This is a genomic window from Paenarthrobacter sp. A20 (assembly GCF_024168825.1).
Classification (GTDB): Bacteria; Actinomycetota; Actinomycetes; order Actinomycetales; family Micrococcaceae; genus Arthrobacter.
In genome coordinates, this window is the sequence record NZ_JALJWH010000001.1 from 2412550 (window position 1) to 2434659 (window position 22110).

A 22110-nucleotide genomic window follows, 5' to 3' on the forward strand; every position below is an offset into this window, starting at 1 on the left:
CATTTTTGTGTCCGGGCCAGCCATCGGCCTAGCTCAGGCGCTCGAAAACCACGGCCATTCCCTGCCCGCCGCCAACACAGAGCGTGGCAAGCCCCAACGTTCCGTCCCGCTCCTTCAGTCCGTTGAGCAACGTGCTGGTCATCCGCGCACCGGTCATGCCAAAGGGGTGTCCCAGGGCGATGGCGCCACCATGGACGTTGAGCTTGGTGGGGTCGATGCCCAGCTCACGCGCACTTGCCACCACCTGCACGGCGAAGGCTTCGTTGAGCTCCACGAGGTCGATGTCGTTCATGGTCATCCCAGCCAACGCCAATGCACGCCGGGAGGACTCCACGGGCCCCATGCCCATCAGTTCGGGGGAGAGGGCGCTCACGCCGGTAGACACCACGCGGGCCAGGGGCTCCAGGCCCAGTTCGCGTGCCCGGGTATCGCTCATGACAACCACCGCCGCGGCGCCGTCGTTGAGGGGGCACGCATTGCCGGCGGTGACCGTCCCCTCGGGGCGGAAGACGGGCTGCAGCGCTGATACGGCGTCGAGGGTTACGCCCGCACGGGGAGAGTCGTCCCGCTCCACCACTATGCCGTCTTTGCGGGTGTACGGCGTGATGTCCCGGGCGTAGAAGCCTGAAGCGATGGCAGCCTCGGCGCGGTTTTGGCTCAGTACGCCCCACTCGTCCTGCTCGGTCCGGCTAATGCCGTAGCTGGTGGCGACGTTCTCGGCGGTCTGTCCCATGGAAAGGTAAATGTCCGGCAAGCGGCCGCCCAGTCGGGGATCGGTCCACGGAATGTTGGACGCTGCACGGGACGCCGTGCGTTGGGCCGCCGATTCGAAGAGTGGGTTGTGGTTGGCGGTATCCGTTTCGCCGGCGCCCGCCCAATTCTGGTATCGGGAGACACTCTCCACTCCGGCGGAGACGATCGCGTTGGCCTCACCGGATTTGATGGCGTGGAAGGCCATTCGCAGGGTTTGCAGGCTCGATGCACAGAAACGGTTGATGGTGGCCGCCGGAACTCGGTCGAGCCCCGCGAGGACGGCAACCACGCGGGCCATGTTGGACCCGGCTTCTCCGCTGGGTTCTGCACAGCCCAGGAGGAGGTCGTCCAGGCCTCGTCCGTCGTCCAAGGCGGGGTCAAAACCGGGGATCTTGGCGAGGGCGGCCTGCACCATGGCGGTTGCGAGGTCGTCGGGGCGTTCGTCCTTGAGCGAGCCTTTGAAAGCCCGGCCAATAGGGCTTCGGGCAGTGGAAACAATCACAGCCTCAGTCATGGCCACAGCTTACGCCCGGCGCCTGTAGGGGCGCCGGGCGGTTGCTGGAAAGCGGGTTGACGTCAGGCCAAACGACGGGCGCCCGCCGCCGGAGTCACGGTGAAGATGTCCGGTGCGGTGTAGCCCGCCTCCGCGAAGGAACGCACGACGGCGTCCCGCACCTGCCGCTCCTGGCCCACTGGAGTAAGTGCGATGGCTGAGCCACCGAAACCGCCGCCGGTCATGCGGGCGCCGATGGCGCCGTTGGCTCGCGCGGTGTCCACGGCGAGGTCCAGCTCAGGGCAGGAGATCTCAAAGTCGTCGCGCATCGAAACGTGGCTGGCATCCAAAAGGCCACCGATGCTGGCGGGACCCTGGCTGCCCAGGACTTCCACGGTCTGCAGCACGCGGTCGTTTTCGGTGACGACATGGCGGACGCGTTTCAGCGTGGTCTCATCCAGCAACCCGGAGGCCTCCTCCAAACGTTCAACGCCGACGTCGCGCAGTGCTTTGACCCCGAGGATTTCGGCGCCCAACTCGCAGGAAGCGCGACGGGAGGCATAACCGCCGTCGGCGTGCGAGTGCGACACCTTGGTGTCGATGACCAGCAGCACGAGCCCTGAGGCCTCTGCGTCGAACGGGACCAGGTCCACGTGCTGGTCGCGGCAGTCCAGGAAGACGGCCTGTCCCTTGGCGCCGCGCAGGGAGGCTGACTGGTCCATGATTCCAGTGGGTGCGCCAACGTACACGTTTTCGGCACGCTGGGTAGCCAGCACCAGTTCCTCGGCCGGAAGGCCGGCTCCGGTCACATCATTCAGGGCGCTGATGACGGCGCATTCAATGGCGTGGGAGGAAGAGAGGCCGGCGCCCAAGGGCACATCGGAGTCGAGCAGGAGGTCGAAGCCGGGCACGTCGATGCCGCGCTCCTTCAACGCCCAGGCAACACCGAGCGGGTAGCGGGACCAGCCTTCTCCCGTGCCCGGCTCCAGGTCGGAGAGGTCAGCTTCCACCAAACCATGGCCACCGAACATGGACAGCAGGCGCACCGTGGAGTCGTCGCGTACCCGCAACGCCACTTTGGCGGTCTTGTCGATGGCGAAGGGCAACACAAAGCCTTCGTTGTAGTCCGTATGCTCGCCGATGAGGTTGACGCGGCCCGGTGCCTGCCACACGCCGTCGGGAGCTGCGCCAAACGTTTCCTGGAAGCGGGCGGCGAGGACGCCGGTATCTGTCGTGGTGGTCATGCTCGGGTGCCTTCCAGGGTCTTGGGCGATGCCGGTGCTGCGGCGACGCTGCGGAGGCGCTCCGCAACGGCTTCCGGGGTGGTGTCGTTGATGAACGCTCCCATGGCGGCCTCTGAGCCGGCCAGGTACTTGAGCTTATCGGCAGCGCGGCGGGGCGAGGTCAGCTGCAGGTGAAGCTGGCCCGCAGGACGAAGTGCCGGATCCAGCGGTGCTTGGTGCCATGCCGAGATGTACGGCATGGGCGTGGGGTAGAGGGAGTCGAGGCGCTTGAGCAGGTCAAGGTAGACGTGCGAGAGCTCATCGCGTTCTTCGCCCGTAAGGGCCGCAAGGTCAGGGACGCTGCGGTGGGGGACCAAATGGATTTCCAGGGGCCAACGCGCTGCAAAGGGGACGTAGGCACTGAAGTGTTCGGCCTCCAGCACCATGCGGCTGCCGTCTTCACGTTCGGCCCTGAGGAGCGAGGCCGCCAGCGTTTCCTTAGCGTCGACGTCGTCGTAATACTTCCGGGCCACGGCGCCAAGCTGGGCGGCGCGCGGCGTGACGTACGGGTAGGCGTAGATCTGGCCGTGCGGGTGGTGCAGGGTGACGCCGATGTCCGCGCCGCGGTTCTCGAAGGGGAATACCTGCTTGATGCCCGGCAGTGCGCTGAGCGCCTCCGTCCGCTGCGCCCAGGCCTCTATGACCGTGCGGGCGCGCGTCTCGCCAAGCTCAGCGAAGGAGCCCGTGTGCTCCGGGGTGAAGGCAACAACTTCGCAGCGGCCGTAGGCGGGGCCGGTAGTGCCATGGCCGCTGGTGCCCGGTGCCGGGAGCGGGGGAATGTCGCCAAGGGCCGGCCCCAGTGACGGGAAGCGGTTCTCGAACACCACGACGTCATAGTCCGAGGCCGGAATTTCCGAAGGATTCGCTGCGGTCGTGGGGCAAATGGGGCACTGGTCGGCAGGGGGAAGGTGCGTGCGGGCCTGGCGGTGGGCCGCTACTGCCACCCAGTCACCTGACAGGGCGTCATACCTGACTTCGCCGGGCTCTCCGCGCGCCGGAAGCTCGCGGTGGTCCACCAGTGATTCCGGTGTTCGCTCCGGGGTTCGGGGGTCGTCGAAGTAGATCAGCTCGCGGCTGTCCGCGAGGCGGGTGCTGGTGATGCGACTCATGGATCCATTATTCCACAAGTGACCAAAAACGCATAGTTTCTAACAAAAGCTAACATTCGGGAATCGGGGCGGTTTCCGTCATGCAGTACGGTATTGCCATGCCTGCCTCGCCATCGCCTGCTGAAAACGCACTCCAATCCGAACCCCGCCGTTTCGCCACCGGCCGTCAATTCGAAATCCGTCGCGGCGATGCGCTCGCCGTCATTACCGAGCTCGCGGCAGGCCTGCGGCTCTATTCCAAGGGCGGCGTGCAGCTGACGGAAAGCTACGGCGACGAAGAGATTCCTCCCGGCGCCACGGGCATCACCCTGGCGCCCTGGGCAAACAGGGTGGAAGACGGCGTCTGGCACCTCGACGGCCGGAAGCAGCAGCTCGACATCACCGAGGTCCCACGCAACAACGCCAGCCACGGCCTGCTGCGCAACACTGCGTATTCCCTGGTGGACGAGTCCGAGTTCTCCGTGACGCTGGAGGCCACCGTTTTTCCGCAGCACGGCTACCCCTTCCTGGTAAGGCACCAGGTTCGCTACGAGCTGGATGAAGCTTTGGACCTCCGCGTCTGGCAGTCCTTGGTCAATGATTCCCAGGAGAGTGCGCCCTATGTTCTCGGAGCGCATCCATACCTTCGCCTTGGGGACGTCGCCCCAGAGGACCTGGTCCTGAGGGTGCAGGCAAAGACCCGGCTGGTGGCCGACGAGCGACTGATTCCCCGCAGCACCGCTGCGGTGGAGGGCGAGTACGACCTCTCAGCCGGTACCGCCGTCGGGAATCTGTTGATTGATGTCGCCTTGACGGACCTGACGTACGACGGCGGCGTGGCCCGCCACACGCTGACCGCGCCGGATGGGCGCAGCGTGAGCCTCGAGCAGGACGAGAACTGCCGATACGTCCACGTTTTCGTCACCGACACCTTCCCCGGCCGCTCCAAAGCAGTTGCCATTGAACCTATGACCGGCCCGGCGAACGCCTTCAACAGCGGCGACGGGCTGCGGTGGCTGGCTCCTGCTGAGACGTTCACGATGACGTGGGGGATCACCGCATCCCTCTAGGCGTTTTTATGCCTGCCGCGCGGGCCGGTTTCCCATACGGCGTGGCCTACGGAATTATGGGTTCATGACGCCAACACCGGACGCCAAATCCCGCTCTGACCGCCAAATTGCCGAAGACATCCCCTACGGGGTGCGCATTGCTGCTGCCTGGTCGTGGCGGGCAGGACTGATCTTGCTCATGATCGGCGCCTTGGTCTGGCTGCTGGGCAAGGTCAGCTTCCTCATCATCCCGGTCATGGTGGCTGCCCTTCTGGCCGGCCTGCTGTATCCGGTGGTGGCCTGGCTCCGCGGCCGCAAGGTGCCTAACGGGGCTGCCGTCGCCATCACCGTAGTGGCCTTCATCGGCGTCATCGCCGGCGCGCTCGCCCTGGTGGGAAGGCAGCTTGCCTCCGGCTTCGGCGAGCTCTGGCAGGAGGCCTTGGCCGGAATCCAACAGATCCAGACGTGGTTGGCAGATGGTCCCCTCCACCTGACGGCAGACCAAATCGACCAGTACATTGCCGATGGCGCCAACGCGCTGCAAAACAACAGCAGCAGCATCCTCAGTGGCGCCCTGTCCTTTGGCAGCACCGCCGGACACTTTGCCGCGGGACTCGTCCTGGCACTCTTCATCCTCATCTTCTTCCTGCTCGAGGGCAGCCGCATTTGGGCCTTCCTGGTCCGTCTCCTGCCCAGGACCGCGCGAAAGGCCACTGACGGCGCCGGGCGTCGTGGGTGGACGTCCATGGTCAGCTACGTGCGTATCCAAATGTTCGTGGCGTTCGTGGATGCTGTGGGCATTGGTGTGGGTGCGGCCATCATCCAGGTTCCCCTGGCACTTCCCTTGGCAGTCCTGGTGTTCATCGGCTCCTTCATCCCGGTAGTGGGTGCCCTTGTTACGGGAGCCATTGCGGTGCTTCTTGCGCTGGTAGCCAACGGGCCCATCAACGCGCTCATCATGCTGGCAATCGTCCTGCTGGTCCAGCAGCTCGAAAGCCACATCCTGCAGCCGCTGGTGATGGGCAAGGCCGTGTCGCTGCACCCCGTAGCCGTGATCCTCTCGGTGGCCGCGGGCTCCTACCTCGCAGGCATCCCGGGAGCACTGTTCGCGGTCCCGTTGCTCGCCGTAGTAAATACGGCGGTTCGGTACATTGCCGGGCGGACGTGGGAACATGATGAAGGATTGGGCGGTTTGGAGCTTCAACCGGCTACCGCTTCTGCGGGGCCGGCCGAAGACGCCAACTTCAAGGAGGTTCACCTCCCCAAGCCCGAATCCCGCCTCGGAAGAGGCATCGCAGGCAAGAACAAGGCCGCAGGACGCCCCTCTGCTGAGGACCCTGCCGCCGACACCACCAAAGGAGAATAGTCAGTGAATACCCTCGAAACCCTGCCCGTCACGCTGGACGATGTCCTCAAGGCGCAGGAGCTGCTCGAGGGCATTATTACCAAGACTCCGGTGGAGTCGTCCCGTGCCCTGGGCAGCCTCGTGGGCGGCAACGTCTTCTTCAAATGTGAGAACCTGCAGCGCGCAGGCTCCTTCAAGGTTCGCGGCGCCTACGTGCGCATGGCCCGGCTGACGGAAGACGAAAAGAAGCGTGGCGTGGTGGCGGCCTCCGCCGGTAACCACGCCCAAGGCGTCGCGGTAGCTGCGAAGAGCCTGGGCATCAATGCCCGCATCTACATGCCCCTCGGTGTTGCGCTTCCCAAGCTGGCCGCCACGCGCAGCCACGGCGCTGAAGTCATCCTGCACGGCCACAACGTGGACGAGGCACTGGCCGAAGCACAACGGTACGCCAACGAAACAGGCGCCGTCTTTGTGCACCCCTTTGACAACGTGGACGTTGTTGCCGGCCAAGGCACCATCGGACTGGAGATCCTGGACCAGATTCCCAACGTGGACACCATCCTCATGGGCGTTGGGGGCGGTGGACTGCTGGCCGGCGTGGCCGTGGCCATCAAAGCCAGGGCCAAGGAACTTGGCCGGGAAATCCGCGTCATCGGTGTCCAGGCCGAAAACGCGGCGGCCTACCCGCCGTCGCTGGCCGCTGACGCCCTGGTGCCGCTCAAGAAGGTCACCACCATGGCGGACGGCATCGCAGTCGGCCGGCCCGGACAGCTGCCCTTCAGCATCATCCGCGAGCTCGTGGACGATGTTGTCACTGTCAGCGAAGACTCCCTTGCCCGGGCGCTGATCTTCCTTCTCGAGCGGGCCAAAATGGTGGTTGAGCCCGCCGGTGCCGTCGGAGTAGCCGCGCTGATGGATGGCAAGATCGAGAACCCGGGGAACACCGCCGTCGTGCTGTCCGGCGGCAACATCGATCCCATGCTCATGCTCAAAGTCATCCAGCGCGGTTTGTCGGCCGCAGGCCGTTTCATGACCGTCCGCATGATGCTGGATGACCGTCCCGGTTCGCTGGCCACGATCGCGCGCATCATTGCCGAAAACGATGCCAACGTCACTGGACTGGACCACACCCGTTTGGGCGGTTCCATCAGCATGGGGGACGTCTCCATCACCATCAACCTGGAAACCAAAGGCCACGAACACGGGGAGCAGGTTCTCGGCGCACTGCGGGCCGAGGGCTTCCAGCCCATCGTGGTGCACTGACCGGAGGAGCGCACATGGTGCTTGGAACGCCTGAAGGTTCAAAGGAAGAGGCCCAGGAGTCCCTCGCCGGGCGGGCCAAGGGCGGACTGCTGTTCATGGGCGGCTTCGTGATCCTGCTCTACGTCATCGAGATCCTCAACACGTTGATGCGGCATGGCCTGAACTCCACCTTTGGCCTGCGCTCCCGCTCCATGGATGGCGTGCTGGACATCCTGACGTTCCCATTGCTGCACGCGAACTTCAACCACTTGCTCTCCAACACCCTGCCGCTGATCATTTTCGGCTTCCTGGTGTTTATGTCCGGCATCCGTGTGTTCATCACGGCACTGGCGTTCAGCTGGCTCGGATCTGGACTGGCGGTGTGGCTGATTGGCGGGGGAGGGGTGACCGTCGGCGCATCGGGCTTGGTGTTCGGATTCTTTGCGTTCCTGCTGGTTCGGGGCTTCTTCAACCGGAACTGGTGGCAGATCCTGCTCTCCGTGGTGCTTTTCATGGCCTACGGCAGCATCCTCTTCGGGGTCCTGCCCACTGTCATGGGCTACGTGTCCTGGCAGGCGCACCTCGGAGGTGCCGTCGGTGGCATCATCGCTGCCATCCTGCTCCGCCCCAAACCCAAGCTCACCCCCTAACCCAAGTAGGTCGCAGTTCAGGTCGTTCTGAGCGCTGAGAACGACCTGAACTGCGACCCAGTTGGGTGCCCACACGAAAACGCCGGCCCGCCCCGCGAAGGGGTGGGCCGGCGTCGTGTATTTCAGGCCGGTGAGCCGCTGCTTAGGCGACGTAAGGCTTGGCGGAAACGATCTCCACCGGGATTTCCTTGCCGTTGGGAGCGACGTAGCTCAGGCTGTCGCCTTCCTTGTGGCCGATGATGGCGGCACCCAGGGGGGACTTCTCGCTGAAGACATCCAGATCCGAGTCCCCGGCGATTTCGCGGGAGCCGAGGAGGAACGTCTCTTCGTCGCCGGCGATGCGGGCAACAACCAGCATGCCCGGCTCAACGATTCCGTCATCAGCCGGGGCTTCGCCAACCTGGGCATCGCGCAGGAGTGCGGTGAGCTGGCGGATGCGGGCCTCGATCTTGCCCTGCTCTTCCTTGGCTGCGTGGTAGCCGCCGTTTTCCTTGAGGTCGCCTTCCTGGCGGGCAGCTTCGATCTTCTGGACGATTTCCGCCCGGCCAGCGCCGGAAAGGTGGTCCAGCTCAGCCTGCAAGCGATCGAAAGCTTCCTGGGTAAGCCAAGCCGCAGTGGCGCTATTGGTGGTAGACACGGATTTCTCCTCTAGATCTGACAATGCAAAAGACCCCGCCGAGATGGCCACTAGTGGAACTCAGTAACCAACTTAACGGGGTGAAGGTTTCATCCATTGTAGTAAATCCTTTGGACGAACCCAAACCGGTTGAGTCGTGGGTCACATGATTGTTATTTACCGCTGTCTACGATCCAGCAGCTGTCCACGACGCCGGAGACGGCCGGGGACTCGGTACGCAGGACAGTGCGTTGGACGGTGGTGCTGCCGCCGTCGGCACTCTCTTCGGGCTGGTTGGGCCCGATTTCCACAACCTTCCAGCCGACCACCGCGAACTTGGAGTCAATGGCCTTGATGGCGCATTTCGCGGTGGCTCCGGGGTACTTGGTGACTTGGTAATCCACTTCGGCCTGGGTGCCATCCACCGTGCTGTAGCCAATGTCCTTGAACGTAACTGGCGCCTGAGCCGACGACGTTGCGACCCATGCCGCGAACACAATCCCTATGACCAGTGCGACGATGACGATGTTCCGCTTGGTTTTGCGGGCCATGGCGCGCTTTTGACCGCCGTAGCGATTGGCTAGGCTGGTGCTTGCCGGTACTTGGGTGGCCGATAGGTCCTCTGAAGTCACCCGTCCAGTTTAGTGCCGATCCCGGCGCCCCATCACCGCCCCACCAGCTTGATACATGAAAGAGGAGCCGTCACGTGACAGCGTCCAGCAGTTCCGACCAGCAGCTGCGGCTGCTCGCCGTCCACGCCCATCCGGATGATGAGTCCAGCAAGGGCGCGGCAACCATGGCGATGTACGCCGCCGCGGGCGTGGACGTCATGGTCGCTACGTGCACGGATGGCTCACGCGGTGACATCCAGAACCCGGCCATGGAAACCGATCCGCATCCCAAGCGGGATATGGCCGGGGCCCGGCGCCTTGAAATGGCGAACGCGGCGTCGGTACTGGGAATCCAGCAGCGTTGGCTCGGATTTGTGGACTCGGGCCTGCCGGAGGGGGACCCCCTTCCGCCGTTGCCGCCGGGTTGCTTCGCACTCCAGCCGCTGGAGCGTGCCTCGGCGCCCTTGGTCAGGCTTGTCCGAAGCTTCAAACCGCACGTGATCGTGAGCTACGACGAAAACGGCGGTTACCCGCACCCGGACCACATCATGGCCCACAAAGTGGCTGTGGAAGCCTTCGATGCCGCCGGTGACCCTGAACGTTACCCCGGCATGGGGGAGCCGTGGGCACCGAGCAAGCTCTACTACGATCGCGCCTTCAGCCCGGAGCGGTTCCGGGCCCTGCACTTTGCGTTGGAAGAAGCAGGGTTGCAGTCTCCCTACGCCGAACGGCTTGCCGCATGGTTGGAAGCCGACGCCGAGGGCCACACTCCGCCGGTCCCCGGACACCAGACCACCACCCAGGTGGACTGCGGCGACTTCTTCGAAGCGAGGGATGACGCACTTCGGGCCCACCGGACGCAGATCGATCCGCTCGGTTTCTTCTTCGCAGTTTCACCGGATCTGCAGCGGACGGCATGGCCGTGGGAGGACTACACCCTCATCAAGTCCGCTGTCCCGTCCGAGCTGCCGGAGAAGGACCTGTTCGCAGGGATAAGATAGGACCGCCGGTAGTTTCTATCGCTCGTAGAAATTGCCGTATGGCCAACCAGCTTCCGGCTACGCGCTGCCTGTCGGCATGCATCAGCCCCCATAGAAGGTTTTGAACGTGCACCACTTGATTCTCGCCCTGACCGTCACTCCGTCGCCCAACCCCTCGGGCACGCTGCGTCCCGGCCTGTCCGAGGACCAGGTGACGCCGGGAACGTGGGGCTTCGTCCTCACGGCCTTCATCGTCATTCTCACCACGTTCCTGATTGTGGACATGGTGCGGCGGATCCGTCGTGTCCGGTACCGGGCGCAGGTAGAGGAAGCGCGCGTGGCTGCTGAGGCCGGCGACGCGGCAGATGAGAACGGCGACGCCGCTCCCGGAGCACGCTGACACCACCGGTAGCGGTTTGCCCTGGGCAAGCAATGCCCAGGGCTCGGAACCTTCGGCCCCTATCCTCGGAACCTTCGGCCCCTATCCTCGGAACCTAGCTCAGTACTGCCATCATGATCGCGATGAAGTGGGCTGCAAAAGCCAGCACCGTGAAGGCATGGAAGAGCTCGTGGAAGCCGAAATGCTGCACGCTGAAGTTCGGTTTCTTGATCGCATAAAACACCGCACCTGCAATGTAGAGGGCTCCTCCGACGCAGATAAGGACCGCGGCAGCGGCGTTGGCGGCAAAGAACTGCGGCAAGTAGAACAACGCTCCGCAGCCCAAAGCGATGTAGACGGGAACGTACAGCCAGCGCGGAGCATGCGTCCACAGGATCCGGAAGAGCACGCCAACGATTGCCCCGGACCACACGAGCCACAACAAGGTGACAGCCTCGGAGCGCTCCAGCAAGGACCAGGCCAGCGGGGTGTAGCTGCCGGCAATGACCAGCATGATGTTCGTGTGGTCCAGCCGCTTGAGGATCATGCGGACTTTGGGGGACCAGTTCCCGCGGTGGTAAACGGCGCTGACGCCGAACAGCAGAAAGCCCGTCAAAGCATAGATGGCGGAGGTGATCTTGCGGTCAGTGGTAGGGGCAACCGTCACCAGGACAATTCCCGCTGCGAGTGCGAAAGGAGCGGCAACCGCGTGGATCCATCCCCGCCAGAGGGGCTTGGTTTCAAGGAGCTCAGCCATGATTAAACAATAACTTACGTTCCGGTAAGTTACTTCAGGGTAACAAGCGGCGAAAGGATTTTGACCGGCTTCTGCACCGGCCTGGCAGCTGGGGAAGGTAGCCTTGGATGTGCGCCGTCGTCGTACAAGCAAGGAAGTCAGGTGAGAGTCCGGTGGAGCTGCCCGGTTTCCTCTATGGCTTCTACGAGCGCAAACTCCAGCGAACACTCAAACAGGACCAGATCCCAAGGCACATCGGTGTCATGGTGGACGGCAACCGTCGGTGGGCCCGCCAGTTCAACGCACCCACGAGCCAGGGACACCAGGCCGGCGCAGACAAAATCCACGAATTCCTCGGCTGGTGCCAGGAGCTCGGCGTCAAGGTCGTCACGCTGTACATGCTCTCCACGGACAACATGAACCGCTCCGGTGAAGAGCTGGACCTGCTCATGGGCATCATCGCCAACACCATGGACCGCCTCGACGAAGACGAAGACGTCTCCGTCCACGCCATGGGCGCCCCCGAACTCCTCCCGGACTACTTGGCCGAGCGGCTCAACAAACTGACCGCCCGGACGCCCATCCAGGAAAAGATCCACGTGAACGTCGCGGTGGGCTATGGCGGCCGCCGCGAAATCGTCGACGCCGTGAGGGAACTCCTGCACGACGCCGTCGCCAAGGGACGCACCATGTCCGACGTCGCAGATGAACTTTCGGTGGACGACATCTCCCGCTTCCTCTACACCCGCGGCCAGCCGGATCCGGACCTGGTGATCCGCACTTCAGGCGAGCAGCGGCTCTCAGGATTCCTCATGTGGCAAAGCGCCTACAGCGAGTTCTACTTCTGCGAGGCCCTGTGGCCCGCCTTCCGCAAAGTCGACTTCCTGCGGGCGCTCAGGGACTATGCCGGACGCCAACGCCGCTACGGAACCTAGGGTGCGCTCCGGTTCACCAAAATTTAACGATCCGGACATGCGACTTGCCGAACGCGGATTGCGGAAATGAATGTGGCGGGGATTACGTTAATCACATCAGCAGGCAAAACCGCCCGCTGATCGGGGAGGCCAGTATATGGAGCGGACTATCGCACCAGTTACAGGGGAGGCCACGCCCGGCCTTCCGGCCGAGCCGCTTCACCATTAGGCCGGGCGAACTGCCCGGGGCTGGAGTCGATGTGGCTATTTCTGAGCAACTGCCCGCAATGGTTTCCGACGGGGAAAGTGCAGCTACCTCTCGCACCAAGCGGGTCTCACAAAAAGGGCGGACCGCAACACCCGCCACAGGCCGCAGCTACGTGATTGATACGTCCGTCCTGCTCTCCGATCCACACGCGCTGTTGCGCTTCGCCGAACACGAGGTCATCGTTCCCATCGTGGTCATCAGTGAACTGGAAGGAAAACGCCACGATCCCGAACTGGGCTACTTCGCCCGCAAAGCACTAAGGCTCCTTGACGACCTCAGGATCGAACATGGCGGCCTGGACCACGCCATTCCCCTCGGAAAAGATGGCGGCATGCTCCGGGTGGAAATGAACCACATCTCCCCGGACGTGCTGCCGGCAGGATTCCGTGGAGGCGACAACGACAGCCGCATCCTGGCAGTGGCCAAGAACCTGGCCAACGAAGGCCACAACGTCACCGTGGTTTCCAAGGACCTCCCCATGCGCGTCAAGGCGTCCGCCATGGGACTGCAAGCTGACGAGTACCGCAACGAACTCGTCAAGGATTCCGGCTGGACCGGTATGGCCGAGGTGGAAGCCAACGACGACGAAATCACCACCCTTTACGGGCACGAACCAGTCTTCATCCCCGCAGCCGCCGAACTACCCGTCAACACCGGGTTGGTCCTCCTCTCCAACCGGGGCTCCGCCTTGGGCCGGGTGGGTGCGGACAAGCAGGTCCGGCTCGTGAAAGGTGACCGGGATGTCTTCGGACTCCACGGACGCTCAGCCGAGCAGCGGCTGGCGATCGACATGCTCATGGACCCCGCCGTCGGCATCGTCTCCATCGGCGGACGGGCAGGCACAGGCAAGTCCGCGCTGGCCCTCTGCGCGGGCCTTGAAGCCGTACTGGAACGCCGGGAACACCGCAAGGTAGTGGTATTCCGCCCGCTGTACGCCGTGGGCGGCCAGGAACTCGGCTACCTCCCAGGATCCGAATCCGAAAAAATGAACCCCTGGGCCCAAGCGGTGTTCGACACGCTGGGTGCGCTGGTCAGCCAGGAGGTCGTGGAAGAAGTCATGGATCGGGGGATGCTTGAAGTCCTGCCACTGACCCACATCCGGGGGCGGTCGCTGCACGACGCCTTCGTGATCGTCGATGAAGCCCAGTCGCTTGAGAAGAACGTGCTCCTCACCGTCATGAGCCGCATCGGTCAGAACTCCAAGATCGTCCTCACCCACGACGTCGCCCAGCGCGACAACCTACGGGTCGGGCGGCACGACGGTGTTGCTGCGGTGGTAGAGACGCTCAAGGGACACCCCTTGTTCGGGCACATCACGCTGACCCGGTCAGAGCGGTCGCCGATTGCTGCCCTGGTGACGGAGTTGCTCGAAGGGGCTGAAATCTAGTCTCTTCAAGTGATGCGAAGGGCCGTGGCCGGGTTCGCCGGGCTGCGGCCCTTCGCCGTCGCTTAGACACGGGCCATAGGGACGGTCTGCGGTCGCTGGGCGACCTCCGACGTCCGATGGCCCGCGATGCGCTCCTCTGCGAAGGACCGCAGCACGGCTGGTTCGTCCTGCGACTAAAGCTTGAGGTACGTTTTCAGCTCTTCGTGGCCTTGGACTTTCAAGGTCCAGTCGGGGCGTTTGAAGGTGCCCGGGGTGAGGCGGACTCTTTGGACTTCCTCAACTTTTTCGCCCCAGCCGTCGCGGAAGATGCCGTTGGGTTCGTAGCCGAGGCTGGTGGAGACGCCCAGGGATTGCTGATTCCAGATGGCCGCTTCGGATTCGGCCACTTCCGCGTTCAGGTAATCGAAGGCGTAGCCGACGACGGCGGCGCGCATCTCCTTGCCGAAGCCCTGGCCTTGCGCGGACTGCTTGAGCCAGGAGCCTGTGCTGGCTGTCTTGAGGGTTTTGAAGTTCTTGGCGCCGATGTCCTGGACTCCCAAGAATTCGTCCCCGTGCCAGACAGCAAGGAGCAGCGTCCAGGATTCGGGCGTGAAGTTCGCGCGGCAGCGCCAGTACCACTGGGCCATGTTGGGGGCCAGCTCGTCCTCCGGCAGTTCCGTCCATGGAGTGCTGAACGGGCTCTTGCCCGGCTGGTGGACGCCTGATCGGGCTGCGGCCACGGCGGAAGGGATGTCTTCGTCGAAAACGGGACGGATGGTCAACCTCGGGGTGGTGAGGGTGAGTCCGAACGGGGGCCAGAGTTCTGCCAGCGATGTCATCGCCGTAGCTTAGCCCGGAATCCGTCTGAACCTCAGGCCGCGGGGCCGATGTCCCATGAGATGTGGCGCCGGACGTCGGTGAGGTTCATGGACTCAGCCAGGAAAAGGTCGTCCAGCATGTACTCATCGACCGCGAGGATCTTCAGCCAGTGGCCTTTGCCGGAGGAGTCCCCGTCGAGGCTCTGGCTCGCAACGCAAACTCCCGTGCCGGCGTCGATCCTTATCAATGTCCGGCCAGGGTGGGCGAGGGGCTCGGCCGGATCAGAGGGCACATAGGTCCTGCTGCGGGTCACGACGGTTTCCAAGGCAGGGCGGCCCTCGTGGTCCACCTGCCGTGGTTCCTCCAGGAAGACCCGGTTGGTGTCCGGGAATTCCAGCGGCACAGGTGCGTTGCCTGCCAGTTCCACCGGGTCCAATGCGGCGGCAAGGCGGCCGTTACCGAAGGAGGGCTCGCCGTAGGCGGCCTCCGGGCGCCGGCGGACCAAGCCGGCGTCGTCATAAACGGGGGTCACCAGGTGGGCTGGAAGCAACCACGAACGGCGTGTGGCGGACACGTACAGACCATCCCGGGAATCGTTGATGCCGGTGGTGCTGTGCAGTAGCTGGCCATCCGTTGTCTCCAGGCGAAGGGCGCCCGGGCGCCGCAGCCAGGCGCGGACCATGCCGGCCCCCGTCCCGGGCCGCTCCAAGTATTCGAAGCGAAGGCTCGTCCACTTCCACGGCGAAGAACGGCAGAGATTCCGGAATGTGGAGGACATGTCGAAACCCGGTCCAGCTGTACTGTAGTGCCCCATATCCACAGTTTACCTAGGGGTTCACGCGGCCCCGGGGCGAAACCGGATAGCATCCGAGGGTGATCCGACGACTCTCCGAACTCTGGGATGCCACACCACTGGGCTTCTGGCTCGTGATGGTCGCTGCCCTCTACTTTGTGGTGATGGCTGTCCGTCTCACGGTGATTGACGTGCGGAGCCACCTATTGCCCAACCGCATCGTGTTTCCGTCGTACGCAGTGGCCGGGGTGCTCCTGCTGGCCGCGGCGCTGGTGGCGTTCTTCTCTGACGCTGGCCCGGCTGTTGGCGCTGTGTTGTTCGGCGTGCCGGGCCTTGGAGTAATCGCCGGCGGCGCTGTCCTTTGGCTTTTCTACTTCGTGCTGCGCCTCATTCACCCGCCGGGAATGGGCTTCGGCGACGTCAAACTCGCTGGAGTGCTGGGCCTCTACCTGGGCTACTTGGGGTGGACCCATGTGTTCGCGGGGACCTTCGCCGCTTTCATCCTGGGCGGGCTGTGGAGCCTGGTCATCCTGCTGTCACGGCGCGGCACACTGCGCTCGGCCATTCCGTTTGGCCCGTTCATGCTGGCCGGCGCAGCGGCTGCCATGGTGGTCCTGCCGGCGTGAGGCTCCGAGCCGATGCCAACTGCGGCCAAACTGCAACGCTCCCCGTCTTCTCCACGTTCACCGGGCCGCGGCATGCTTAGCCCAGCGAATGTTATGACGCGCCAGGAGAGGTCGCGATGCAGCGGATCAGGGTGAGGGTACGTTCCCTGCCTTGCGTGCCATGGATTCACACGCCACCATCGAATTGAAGGAAAGCTGAGACCATGGGTGCACCGGAATTCGTGCTCAAACTGAGGGAAAAGATCGGCAACGACCCCCTATGGCTGCCCGCCGTGCGGGGAGTGGTCTTCGATGACGAAGGCAGGGTTTTGTTGGGCCAGCGTGCCGACAACGGCCACTGGGCCCTCATCACCGGAATGCTGGAGCCCGGGGAACATCCTGCGCCCGGGCTCGTGCGGGAAATTTTCGAGGAAACCGCGGTGGTGGCCGAGACCGAGCGCATCATCGGCGTCGGGGTTGTAGGGCCGGTGACGTTCCCCAATGGCGACGTGTGCGACTTCCTGGACATCACGTTCCGGTGCCGGTATGTGTCCGGGGAAGCACGGGTCAACGACGACGAATCACTGGCCGTCGGGTGGTTCACGTTGGACGACCTTCCGGACATGAGCGCCGGGAACCTGGAAGCGATCAGGCTTGCCACGGAGCCCGAAGGCCCCGTGGCATACCAGCTGGAGGACTGAACCTACTGGCGCCCAGCGTCGGCATGGTCCTTGTCGAGGCCGTCCGACGCCGCCAGATCAGCTTCCAGCTTGGCGGTCTCCAAGCGTTGTGCTTCAAGGCGGTCAGCCTCGGCGCCTCCCACAGCCTCACCGCGTGCCACCATGCCGGCGGTGTCGGAGAGGGGGATCTGCTTCAGCGTGATCGCCAGGATCAACGCGATGGCGATAAAGGGCACCAAGTACCAGAAGACGGGCGCCAGGGAGTTGGCGTAAGCGTTGACGATGGCGTCGCGCAACTGTTCGGGCAACTGTGCAAGCGCCTGGGGATCCAGCGTGCTGGTGGACTGCGAGGCCTGCTCCGCCGAAGCACCGGCGCCGGTGAAGGCTTCGGTCAGCGACTCGGCAAGGCGGTTGGTGAAGATAGCGCCGAAGACGGCGACACCCAGCGATGCACCCACCTCACGGAAGTAGTTGTTGGTGCTGGTAGCCGTGCCGATCTGGTCAGCGGGAACGGAGTTCTGCACCACCAGGACGATGACCTGCATGATCAGGCCCAGGCCCGCGCCGAAAATGAACAGTTGCACGCAGATGACCCAAAGGGGGGTGGACGCCGCCAGCGTGGTCAGCCACAGCATCGCAGCGATGGTGAGCGCTGCCCCGAGGATGGGGAACATCTTGTACTTGCCGGTCTTGGAAATGCGGATACCGGAGTAGATGGACGTGCCCATCAGGCCAACCATCATGGGCAGCATCAGCAGGCCGGACTCAGCCGCGGACGTTCCCGAGGACATCTGCAAGAACGTGGGAACGAAGGCGATGGCGGCAAACATGCCCAGGCCCAGCGTGAAACCGATGGCCGTTGCATTGATGAAGATGGGGTTCTTGAACAGGCTCAGCGGAATGATGGGGTCCTCGGCGCGACGTTCAACCATCACGAAGGCAAAGGCCGCCAGGACCATGCCTGCGCCAAAGGCCCAAGTGAGGGGTGAATCCCAGCCTTCGTCTTTCTTGCCACCGAAGTCGGTGAAGAAGATGAGGCAGGTGGTGGCGGCGGAAAGGAAAAGGACACCAAGGATGTCGATCTTCTTTTCGGCCTTCTTGTTCGGCAGCGTGAGGGTGAACCACGCAGTGATGAAAGCCGCGATGCCAATGGGGATGTTGATGTAGAAGGCCCATTCCCAAGTGAGGTGGTCCACGAAGAAGCCACCAAGGAGCGGACCGGCCACAGCGGAGAGGCCGAAGATGGCGCCCAGCGGCCCCATGTACTTGCCGCGTTCCTTGGCGGGAACGATGTCGGCGATGATGGCCTGCGAGAGAATCATGAGGCCGCCGCCACCCAGTCCCTGGATGGCACGGAAGATCACGAAACCCCAGAAATCGGTGGCAAACGCACAGCCCACGGAGGCGAGGGTGAACAGGGCGATGGCAACAAGGAACAGATTGCGTCGCCCGAGGATGTCACCGAACTTGCCGTAGATGGGCATCACGATGGTGGTGGCCAGGAGGTAGGCCGTGGTGATCCACGCTTGGTGCTCCACTCCGCCCAGCTTGCCCACGATGGTGGGCATGGCGGTGGAGACGATGGTTTGGTCGAGGCTGGACAGGAGCATGCCTGCGATCAGCGCCGAGAAGATGATCCAGATACGTTTCTGGGTCAGCAGCAATGGTTCGGCTGCCTTCGAGAGAGTACTCATGCGGGGTCCTTCGAGGTTTCAAGGGTGTTGGGGCCCAGTTGGTGGTTCGTGGCCAGCGGCTGGGCAAAGAGTTTGCGCGCGGCGTTGAGGTTCTGCTCCAGAATCCCGCGGTAAGGGCGCGTGTTGTCCTCCGAGAAGAACTGCTGTGCCGTCTTCTTGGAGACAGCACCGAACAACACAGTGGCCGTCATGACTTCAGGGTGTTCGGGATCCAGGCCCTCGCGGGCGGCAACGAGCCCTGCGAATTGGCGTTCGCGGGCCTCCCCTTCAAGGGTGATCCGGGCAAGCAGCTGCGGCTCGGCCGTGATGGCAGCAATGAACTGCTGGACTTCGGTGCGGCTGATGGATGAACGCTCCATCAGGGTCACCGTGAGCACGTGCAGCGCTGCCAGGAGCGTGTGAGAGATGCTGTCAGGCGTGCGGGAGGGATTGCGGTTGAAGGCCTCCAGTGCCTCTTCAGGCAGTTCGTCGGAAAACGAGCCGATGACGGCGTCTTCCTTGGAATGGAAATAGTTGAAGAAGGTCCGGCGTGAAATCCCCGCCGCTTCGCAGACTTCTTCAACAGTGAAACCGTTGAGGCCATGCTCCGCGGTCAGGGAACGCGCGACGGCGGTAATCGCCGTCCGCGTGGCGGCCCGCTTGCGCTCGCGGAGACCACCGTCGATATTTGCACTATTGCTCACAAAGTAAAGTTTTGCACTCCAGTTCGGAAAGTGCAAAAAGATCAGGGTGTGCTGTTGCTCATAGTTCCGGTGCGAACATCGCCCGGGTACGACGACGGCCGGTACCTTTCGTGCGAAAGGTACCGGCCGTCGTCGTGCTGTGGGTATTAAGCCTTGTGCGCAGGGGACGTCATGGTGGTGACGTCCAGGGCCTTGTCCAGCTCAGCCTCGGTGACTTTGCCTTCGCCCTCACCGACGAAGCCGAGCTTTTCGGTTGCCTGGCGGATGGTCAGGCCTTCCTTGACGGCGATCTTGGCGATCTTGGCCGCGTTTTCGTACCCGATGAACTTGTTCAGCGGGGTGACGATGGACGGGGACGCCTCAGCCAGGAAGCGGGCGCGCTCAACGTTGGCGGTGATGCCGTCGATCATCTTGTCGGCCATGACGCGGCTGGTGTTGGCCAGCAAGCGGATGGACTCAAGAAGGTTGGCGGCCATGACGGGGATTCCGACATTCAGCTCGAAAGCGCCGTTGGTGCCGGACCAGGCGATGGTGGTGTCGTTGCCGATGACCTGTGCGCAGGCCATGATCGAGGCTTCGCAGATGACCGGGTTGACCTTGCCCGGCATGATCGAAGAACCCGGCTGAAGGTCCGGAATGGCGATTTCGCCAAGGCCCGTGTTGGGTCCGGAGCCCATCCAGCGGAGGTCGTTGTTGATCTTCATGAAGGAGATCGCGATGTTGCGCAGCTGGCTGGAGCCTTCGATGAGGCCGTCACGGTTCGCCTGGGCCTCGAAGTGGTCGCGGGCTTCGGTGAGGGGCAAGCCGGTGTCGGCGGCGAGGAGTTCGATAACGCGCTCCGGGAAGCCGGCCGGGGTGTTGATGCCCGTGCCGACGGCGGTGCCGCCCAGCGGAACTTCGGCAACGCGGGGGAGTGCGGCGTTGATGCGCTCGATGCCATAACGAACCTGGGCGGCGTAGCCGCCAAACTCCTGGCCGAGCATGACGGGCGTAGCGTCCATGAGGTGCGTGCGGCCGGACTTGACGACTGCCTTGAACTCAACAGCCTTGCGGTCCAGGGAGGCTGCCAGGTACTCGAGGGCCGGGATCAGGTCGTTGATCAGGGCCGACGTGGCGGCAACGTGCACGGACGTCGGGAAGACGTCGTTGGAGGACTGCGATGCGTTCACGTGGTCGTTCGGGTGGACAACCTTGTCACTCCCGGCAGCCGCGAGGGCGCGCGATGCGAGCTCTGCGATGACCTCGTTGGTGTTCATGTTGGAGGACGTACCCGAACCCGTCTGGAAGACGTCGATCGGGAAGTCGCCGTCGTACTTACCGGCAGCGACCTCATCGGCAGCGGAAGCGATGGCCTTGGCGAGCTCTTCATCGAGCACCCCCAGTTCGGCGTTCGCCAGAGCGGCGGCCTTCTTCACGCGGGCCAGGGCCTCGATGTGGGTGCGCTCAAGCGTCTTGCCGGAGATCGGGAAGTTCTCCACAGCACGCTGCGTCTGGGCGCGGTACAGGGCGTTCACGGGGACGCGAACTTCGCCCATCGTGTCATGTTCAATACGGAACTCAGTGGTGGAAGTCATGGGGCTAGCTTAGGGCGATTGGACGCCCCACAGAAAACCCGGAGGGGAGTGCTACGTGCTCCGGCGCCGGGGCCGGAGCACGGCCTCCTAGAGCTTGCCGATCCCGGAAACGAGGGCCGCACGGCCTTCATCGAGCTTGTACGACAGGCCGATCACAGCCACCCGGCCGTCGTCGATGGCGTCGGAAATCACACGCGAGCTGTCAGCCAGGCGGGCCGCGGTCTGCTTGACGTGCTCCACCACCATGTCGTTGACGTCCTCCTGGCTGTTGCGCTTGGCCGTCAGGACCGACGGCGTGATGCGCTCGACGAGGTCGCGGATGAAGCCGGGAGGCATCTCGCCCGTTTCCACCGCAGCCTTGGTGGCCTTCACGGCACCACAGCTGTCATGGCCCAGGATGACGATCAGGGGAACCCGGAGTTCACTGATGCTGTATTCGAGGGAGCCAAGAACGGCGTCATCAATGACCTGGCCGGCCGTGCGGACCACGAAGGCGTCGCCGAGCCCGAGGTCGAAAATGATCTCTGCAGCAAGCCGGGAATCCGAGCAGCCAAAGATCACGGCAAACGGATTCTGGTTCTCAATGAGGGAAGAGCGTCGCGAAGCATCCTGGTTGGGGTGCAGGGATTCGCCGGAAACAAAACGTTCGTTGCCCTCGCGGAGACGGCGCCACGCCAGGGCTGGAGTCAGGTAAGTAGGCACGAGCCTTACTTTACGACGCGGACGGGGCAGTCCGTGAAACTGTTGCGCCGGGTTAGCCGGATACCGGGGCTTAAGCGGACGGCTGCGCTGAAGGAGTTACCGTGGCCGGAGCGGACGGCAACGGTGCCTGATCCGCGGACTTAACGACGGCGGCCGCCAGCGTTGCGAACTCGTCAAGGCTTGCAGTGCCGCTCAGGATGAGGGTGGTACCGCGGTACTCCAAGACCATGCTGCGCTTTTCCTTGCCGGAGTCGCGCAGCTCCCAGTCCTGGCCGCCGGCGTTTCGCGTGCCGGTGACCGGGAGGTTCTCCGTCTGCTGCAGAACCCAGGTGGGGTTGGCCTGGCTCGTCTGGGTGAGGCCAATGAAGGCCTCCTTCGGTGTCAGGAAACCAATCTCCCAGGTGGGGACACCGGATCCTGTGCCGGACTCCCAGCGCGCGTAGTTGGGTTTGAATGTGTCGCCGGTATCAGGAGTGACAGGTGTGAATCCTGCCACACCTGTGGCGTTGCGGGCGATGGCCGCCACATCAACATTGGGCCTGAAGCCCTCGCCCTTGGGGGCCGGGTTCATCAAAACGATGGGGAGGAAAGCCAGGACGCAGACCAGCAGTGCAATGACCATGCCAATGACCGAAGCGTTGGCCCGCTTGGCAGCTTTCGCCGCAATGACGGGTTTATACGGGGCATCGGGGATGGACTGGGCATCGTTTTGGTTAGCCGCTGCAGCGTCCGATTGGTTCCCGGCTGCGGGCTTGTCCTGCGTTTCACTCACCCCTCCATGATCCCT

General features: G+C 63.7%; 23 protein-coding genes. 10 read left to right on the forward strand and 13 right to left on the reverse strand.

Annotated elements, in window-relative coordinates:
- Positions 1-28 precede the first annotated feature (28 nt).
- From J3D46_RS11410 to galT, 3 genes are all read right to left on the reverse strand, one after another.
- A complete protein-coding gene (locus tag J3D46_RS11410; protein ID WP_231342099.1) occupies positions 29-1267 on the reverse strand; it encodes an acetyl-CoA C-acetyltransferase in 1239 nt (412 codons plus the stop codon).
- A gap of 62 nt (positions 1268-1329) precedes the next feature.
- Positions 1330-2490 carry a galactokinase gene (gene galK, locus J3D46_RS11415; protein ID WP_253467220.1) on the reverse strand — a complete coding sequence of 387 codons (1161 nt, stop codon included), beginning with the start codon at positions 2488-2490 and terminating at the stop codon, positions 1330-1332.
- Positions 2487-3638 (reverse strand): galactose-1-phosphate uridylyltransferase, encoded by a 1152-nt coding sequence (gene galT / locus J3D46_RS11420; RefSeq protein ID WP_253467223.1) that lies wholly within the window; start codon positions 3636-3638, stop codon positions 2487-2489. Before galT ends, galK begins: the two co-directional genes overlap by 4 nt.
- Positions 3639-3736: 98 nt before the next feature.
- Here galT and J3D46_RS11425 point away from each other — a divergent pair, with 98 nt between their 5' ends.
- From J3D46_RS11425 to J3D46_RS11440, 4 genes are all read left to right on the forward strand, one after another.
- A complete protein-coding gene (locus J3D46_RS11425; protein ID WP_253467225.1) occupies positions 3737-4687 on the forward strand; it encodes an aldose 1-epimerase family protein in 951 nt (316 codons plus the stop codon).
- A gap of 64 nt (positions 4688-4751) precedes the next feature.
- Positions 4752-6032 (forward strand): AI-2E family transporter, encoded by a 1281-nt coding sequence (locus J3D46_RS11430; RefSeq protein ID WP_231342090.1) that lies wholly within the window; start codon positions 4752-4754, stop codon positions 6030-6032.
- A gap of 3 nt (positions 6033-6035) precedes the next feature.
- A complete protein-coding gene (ilvA, locus tag J3D46_RS11435; RefSeq protein WP_089594164.1) occupies positions 6036-7274 on the forward strand; it encodes a threonine ammonia-lyase in 1239 nt (412 codons plus the stop codon).
- 14 nt (positions 7275-7288) lie between these two features.
- Complete coding sequence (locus J3D46_RS11440) at positions 7289-7903, forward strand: rhomboid family intramembrane serine protease (RefSeq protein WP_231342089.1); 615 nt, start codon at positions 7289-7291, stop codon at positions 7901-7903.
- 142 nt (positions 7904-8045) lie between these two features.
- Here J3D46_RS11440 and greA read toward each other — a convergent pair whose 3' ends face one another.
- The gene (gene greA, locus J3D46_RS11445) at positions 8046-8540 is read right to left on the reverse strand and encodes a transcription elongation factor GreA (RefSeq protein ID WP_026542824.1); all 495 of its coding nucleotides are present in this window, start codon (positions 8538-8540) and stop codon (positions 8046-8048) included.
- Positions 8541-8692: 152 nt separating this feature from the next.
- Positions 8693-9151, reverse strand: a complete 459-nt coding sequence (locus J3D46_RS11450; protein WP_253467228.1) for a DUF4307 domain-containing protein — start codon at positions 9149-9151, stop codon at positions 8693-8695.
- Between the two features lie 74 nt (positions 9152-9225).
- Here J3D46_RS11450 and mca point away from each other — a divergent pair, with 74 nt between their 5' ends.
- Entirely contained in the window at positions 9226-10131 is a 906-nt protein-coding gene (gene mca / locus J3D46_RS11455) for a mycothiol conjugate amidase Mca (protein WP_231342084.1), read from the forward strand.
- A gap of 106 nt (positions 10132-10237) precedes the next feature.
- On the forward strand, positions 10238-10510 hold the full coding sequence (locus J3D46_RS11460; protein ID WP_231342082.1) for a hypothetical protein: 273 nt from the start codon (positions 10238-10240) through the stop codon (positions 10508-10510).
- 94 nt (positions 10511-10604) lie between these two features.
- On the opposite strand, the gene J3D46_RS11465 is transcribed toward J3D46_RS11460, so the two are convergent.
- The gene (locus tag J3D46_RS11465) at positions 10605-11246 is read right to left on the reverse strand and encodes a hemolysin III family protein (RefSeq protein ID WP_253467230.1); all 642 of its coding nucleotides are present in this window, start codon (positions 11244-11246) and stop codon (positions 10605-10607) included.
- A 107-nt stretch (positions 11247-11353) separates the two neighbouring features.
- Between J3D46_RS11465 and J3D46_RS11470 the strand changes: the two genes are divergently transcribed.
- Together J3D46_RS11470 and J3D46_RS11475 are read left to right on the forward strand one after the other, a co-directional pair.
- A complete protein-coding gene (locus J3D46_RS11470) occupies positions 11354-12160 on the forward strand; it encodes an isoprenyl transferase (protein WP_231342073.1) in 807 nt (268 codons plus the stop codon).
- A gap of 239 nt (positions 12161-12399) precedes the next feature.
- The gene (locus J3D46_RS11475; protein WP_374110794.1) at positions 12400-13794 is read left to right on the forward strand and encodes a PhoH family protein; all 1395 of its coding nucleotides are present in this window, start codon (positions 12400-12402) and stop codon (positions 13792-13794) included.
- A 173-nt stretch (positions 13795-13967) separates the two neighbouring features.
- Here the strand turns inward: J3D46_RS11475 and J3D46_RS11480 are convergent, their stop codons facing one another.
- Positions 13968-14612, reverse strand: a complete 645-nt coding sequence (locus J3D46_RS11480) for a GNAT family N-acetyltransferase (RefSeq protein WP_253467236.1) — start codon at positions 14610-14612, stop codon at positions 13968-13970.
- Positions 14613-14644: 32 nt separating this feature from the next.
- On the reverse strand, positions 14645-15406 hold the full coding sequence (locus tag J3D46_RS11485; RefSeq protein ID WP_231342067.1) for a hypothetical protein: 762 nt from the start codon (positions 15404-15406) through the stop codon (positions 14645-14647).
- Between the two features lie 59 nt (positions 15407-15465).
- On the opposite strand from J3D46_RS11485, the gene J3D46_RS11490 reads away from it, so the two are divergent.
- Together J3D46_RS11490 and J3D46_RS11495 are read left to right on the forward strand one after the other, a co-directional pair.
- The gene (locus J3D46_RS11490) at positions 15466-16011 is read left to right on the forward strand and encodes an A24 family peptidase (RefSeq protein WP_231342065.1); all 546 of its coding nucleotides are present in this window, start codon (positions 15466-15468) and stop codon (positions 16009-16011) included.
- Between the two features lie 203 nt (positions 16012-16214).
- Entirely contained in the window at positions 16215-16691 is a 477-nt protein-coding gene (locus J3D46_RS11495; RefSeq protein WP_231342063.1) for an NUDIX domain-containing protein, read from the forward strand.
- Between the two features lie 2 nt (positions 16692-16693).
- Here J3D46_RS11495 and J3D46_RS11500 read toward each other — a convergent pair whose 3' ends face one another.
- The 5 genes from J3D46_RS11500 to J3D46_RS11520 all read right to left on the reverse strand — a co-directional run bounded on the left by J3D46_RS11500 (position 16694) and on the right by J3D46_RS11520 (position 22095).
- A complete protein-coding gene (locus tag J3D46_RS11500; RefSeq protein ID WP_253467241.1) occupies positions 16694-18364 on the reverse strand; it encodes an MDR family MFS transporter in 1671 nt (556 codons plus the stop codon).
- On the reverse strand, positions 18361-19047 hold the full coding sequence (locus tag J3D46_RS11505; RefSeq protein ID WP_231342058.1) for a TetR/AcrR family transcriptional regulator: 687 nt from the start codon (positions 19045-19047) through the stop codon (positions 18361-18363). The genes J3D46_RS11500 and J3D46_RS11505 overlap by 4 nt, the downstream gene beginning before the upstream one ends.
- 146 nt (positions 19048-19193) lie before the next feature.
- Entirely contained in the window at positions 19194-20621 is a 1428-nt protein-coding gene (locus J3D46_RS11510) for a class II fumarate hydratase (protein ID WP_231338742.1), read from the reverse strand.
- An 87-nt stretch (positions 20622-20708) separates the two neighbouring features.
- Positions 20709-21323 (reverse strand): carbonic anhydrase, encoded by a 615-nt coding sequence (locus J3D46_RS11515; protein ID WP_011774029.1) that lies wholly within the window; start codon positions 21321-21323, stop codon positions 20709-20711.
- 70 nt (positions 21324-21393) lie between these two features.
- Entirely contained in the window at positions 21394-22095 is a 702-nt protein-coding gene (locus tag J3D46_RS11520; protein ID WP_253467244.1) for a DUF4245 domain-containing protein, read from the reverse strand.
- Positions 22096-22110 lie beyond the last annotated feature (15 nt).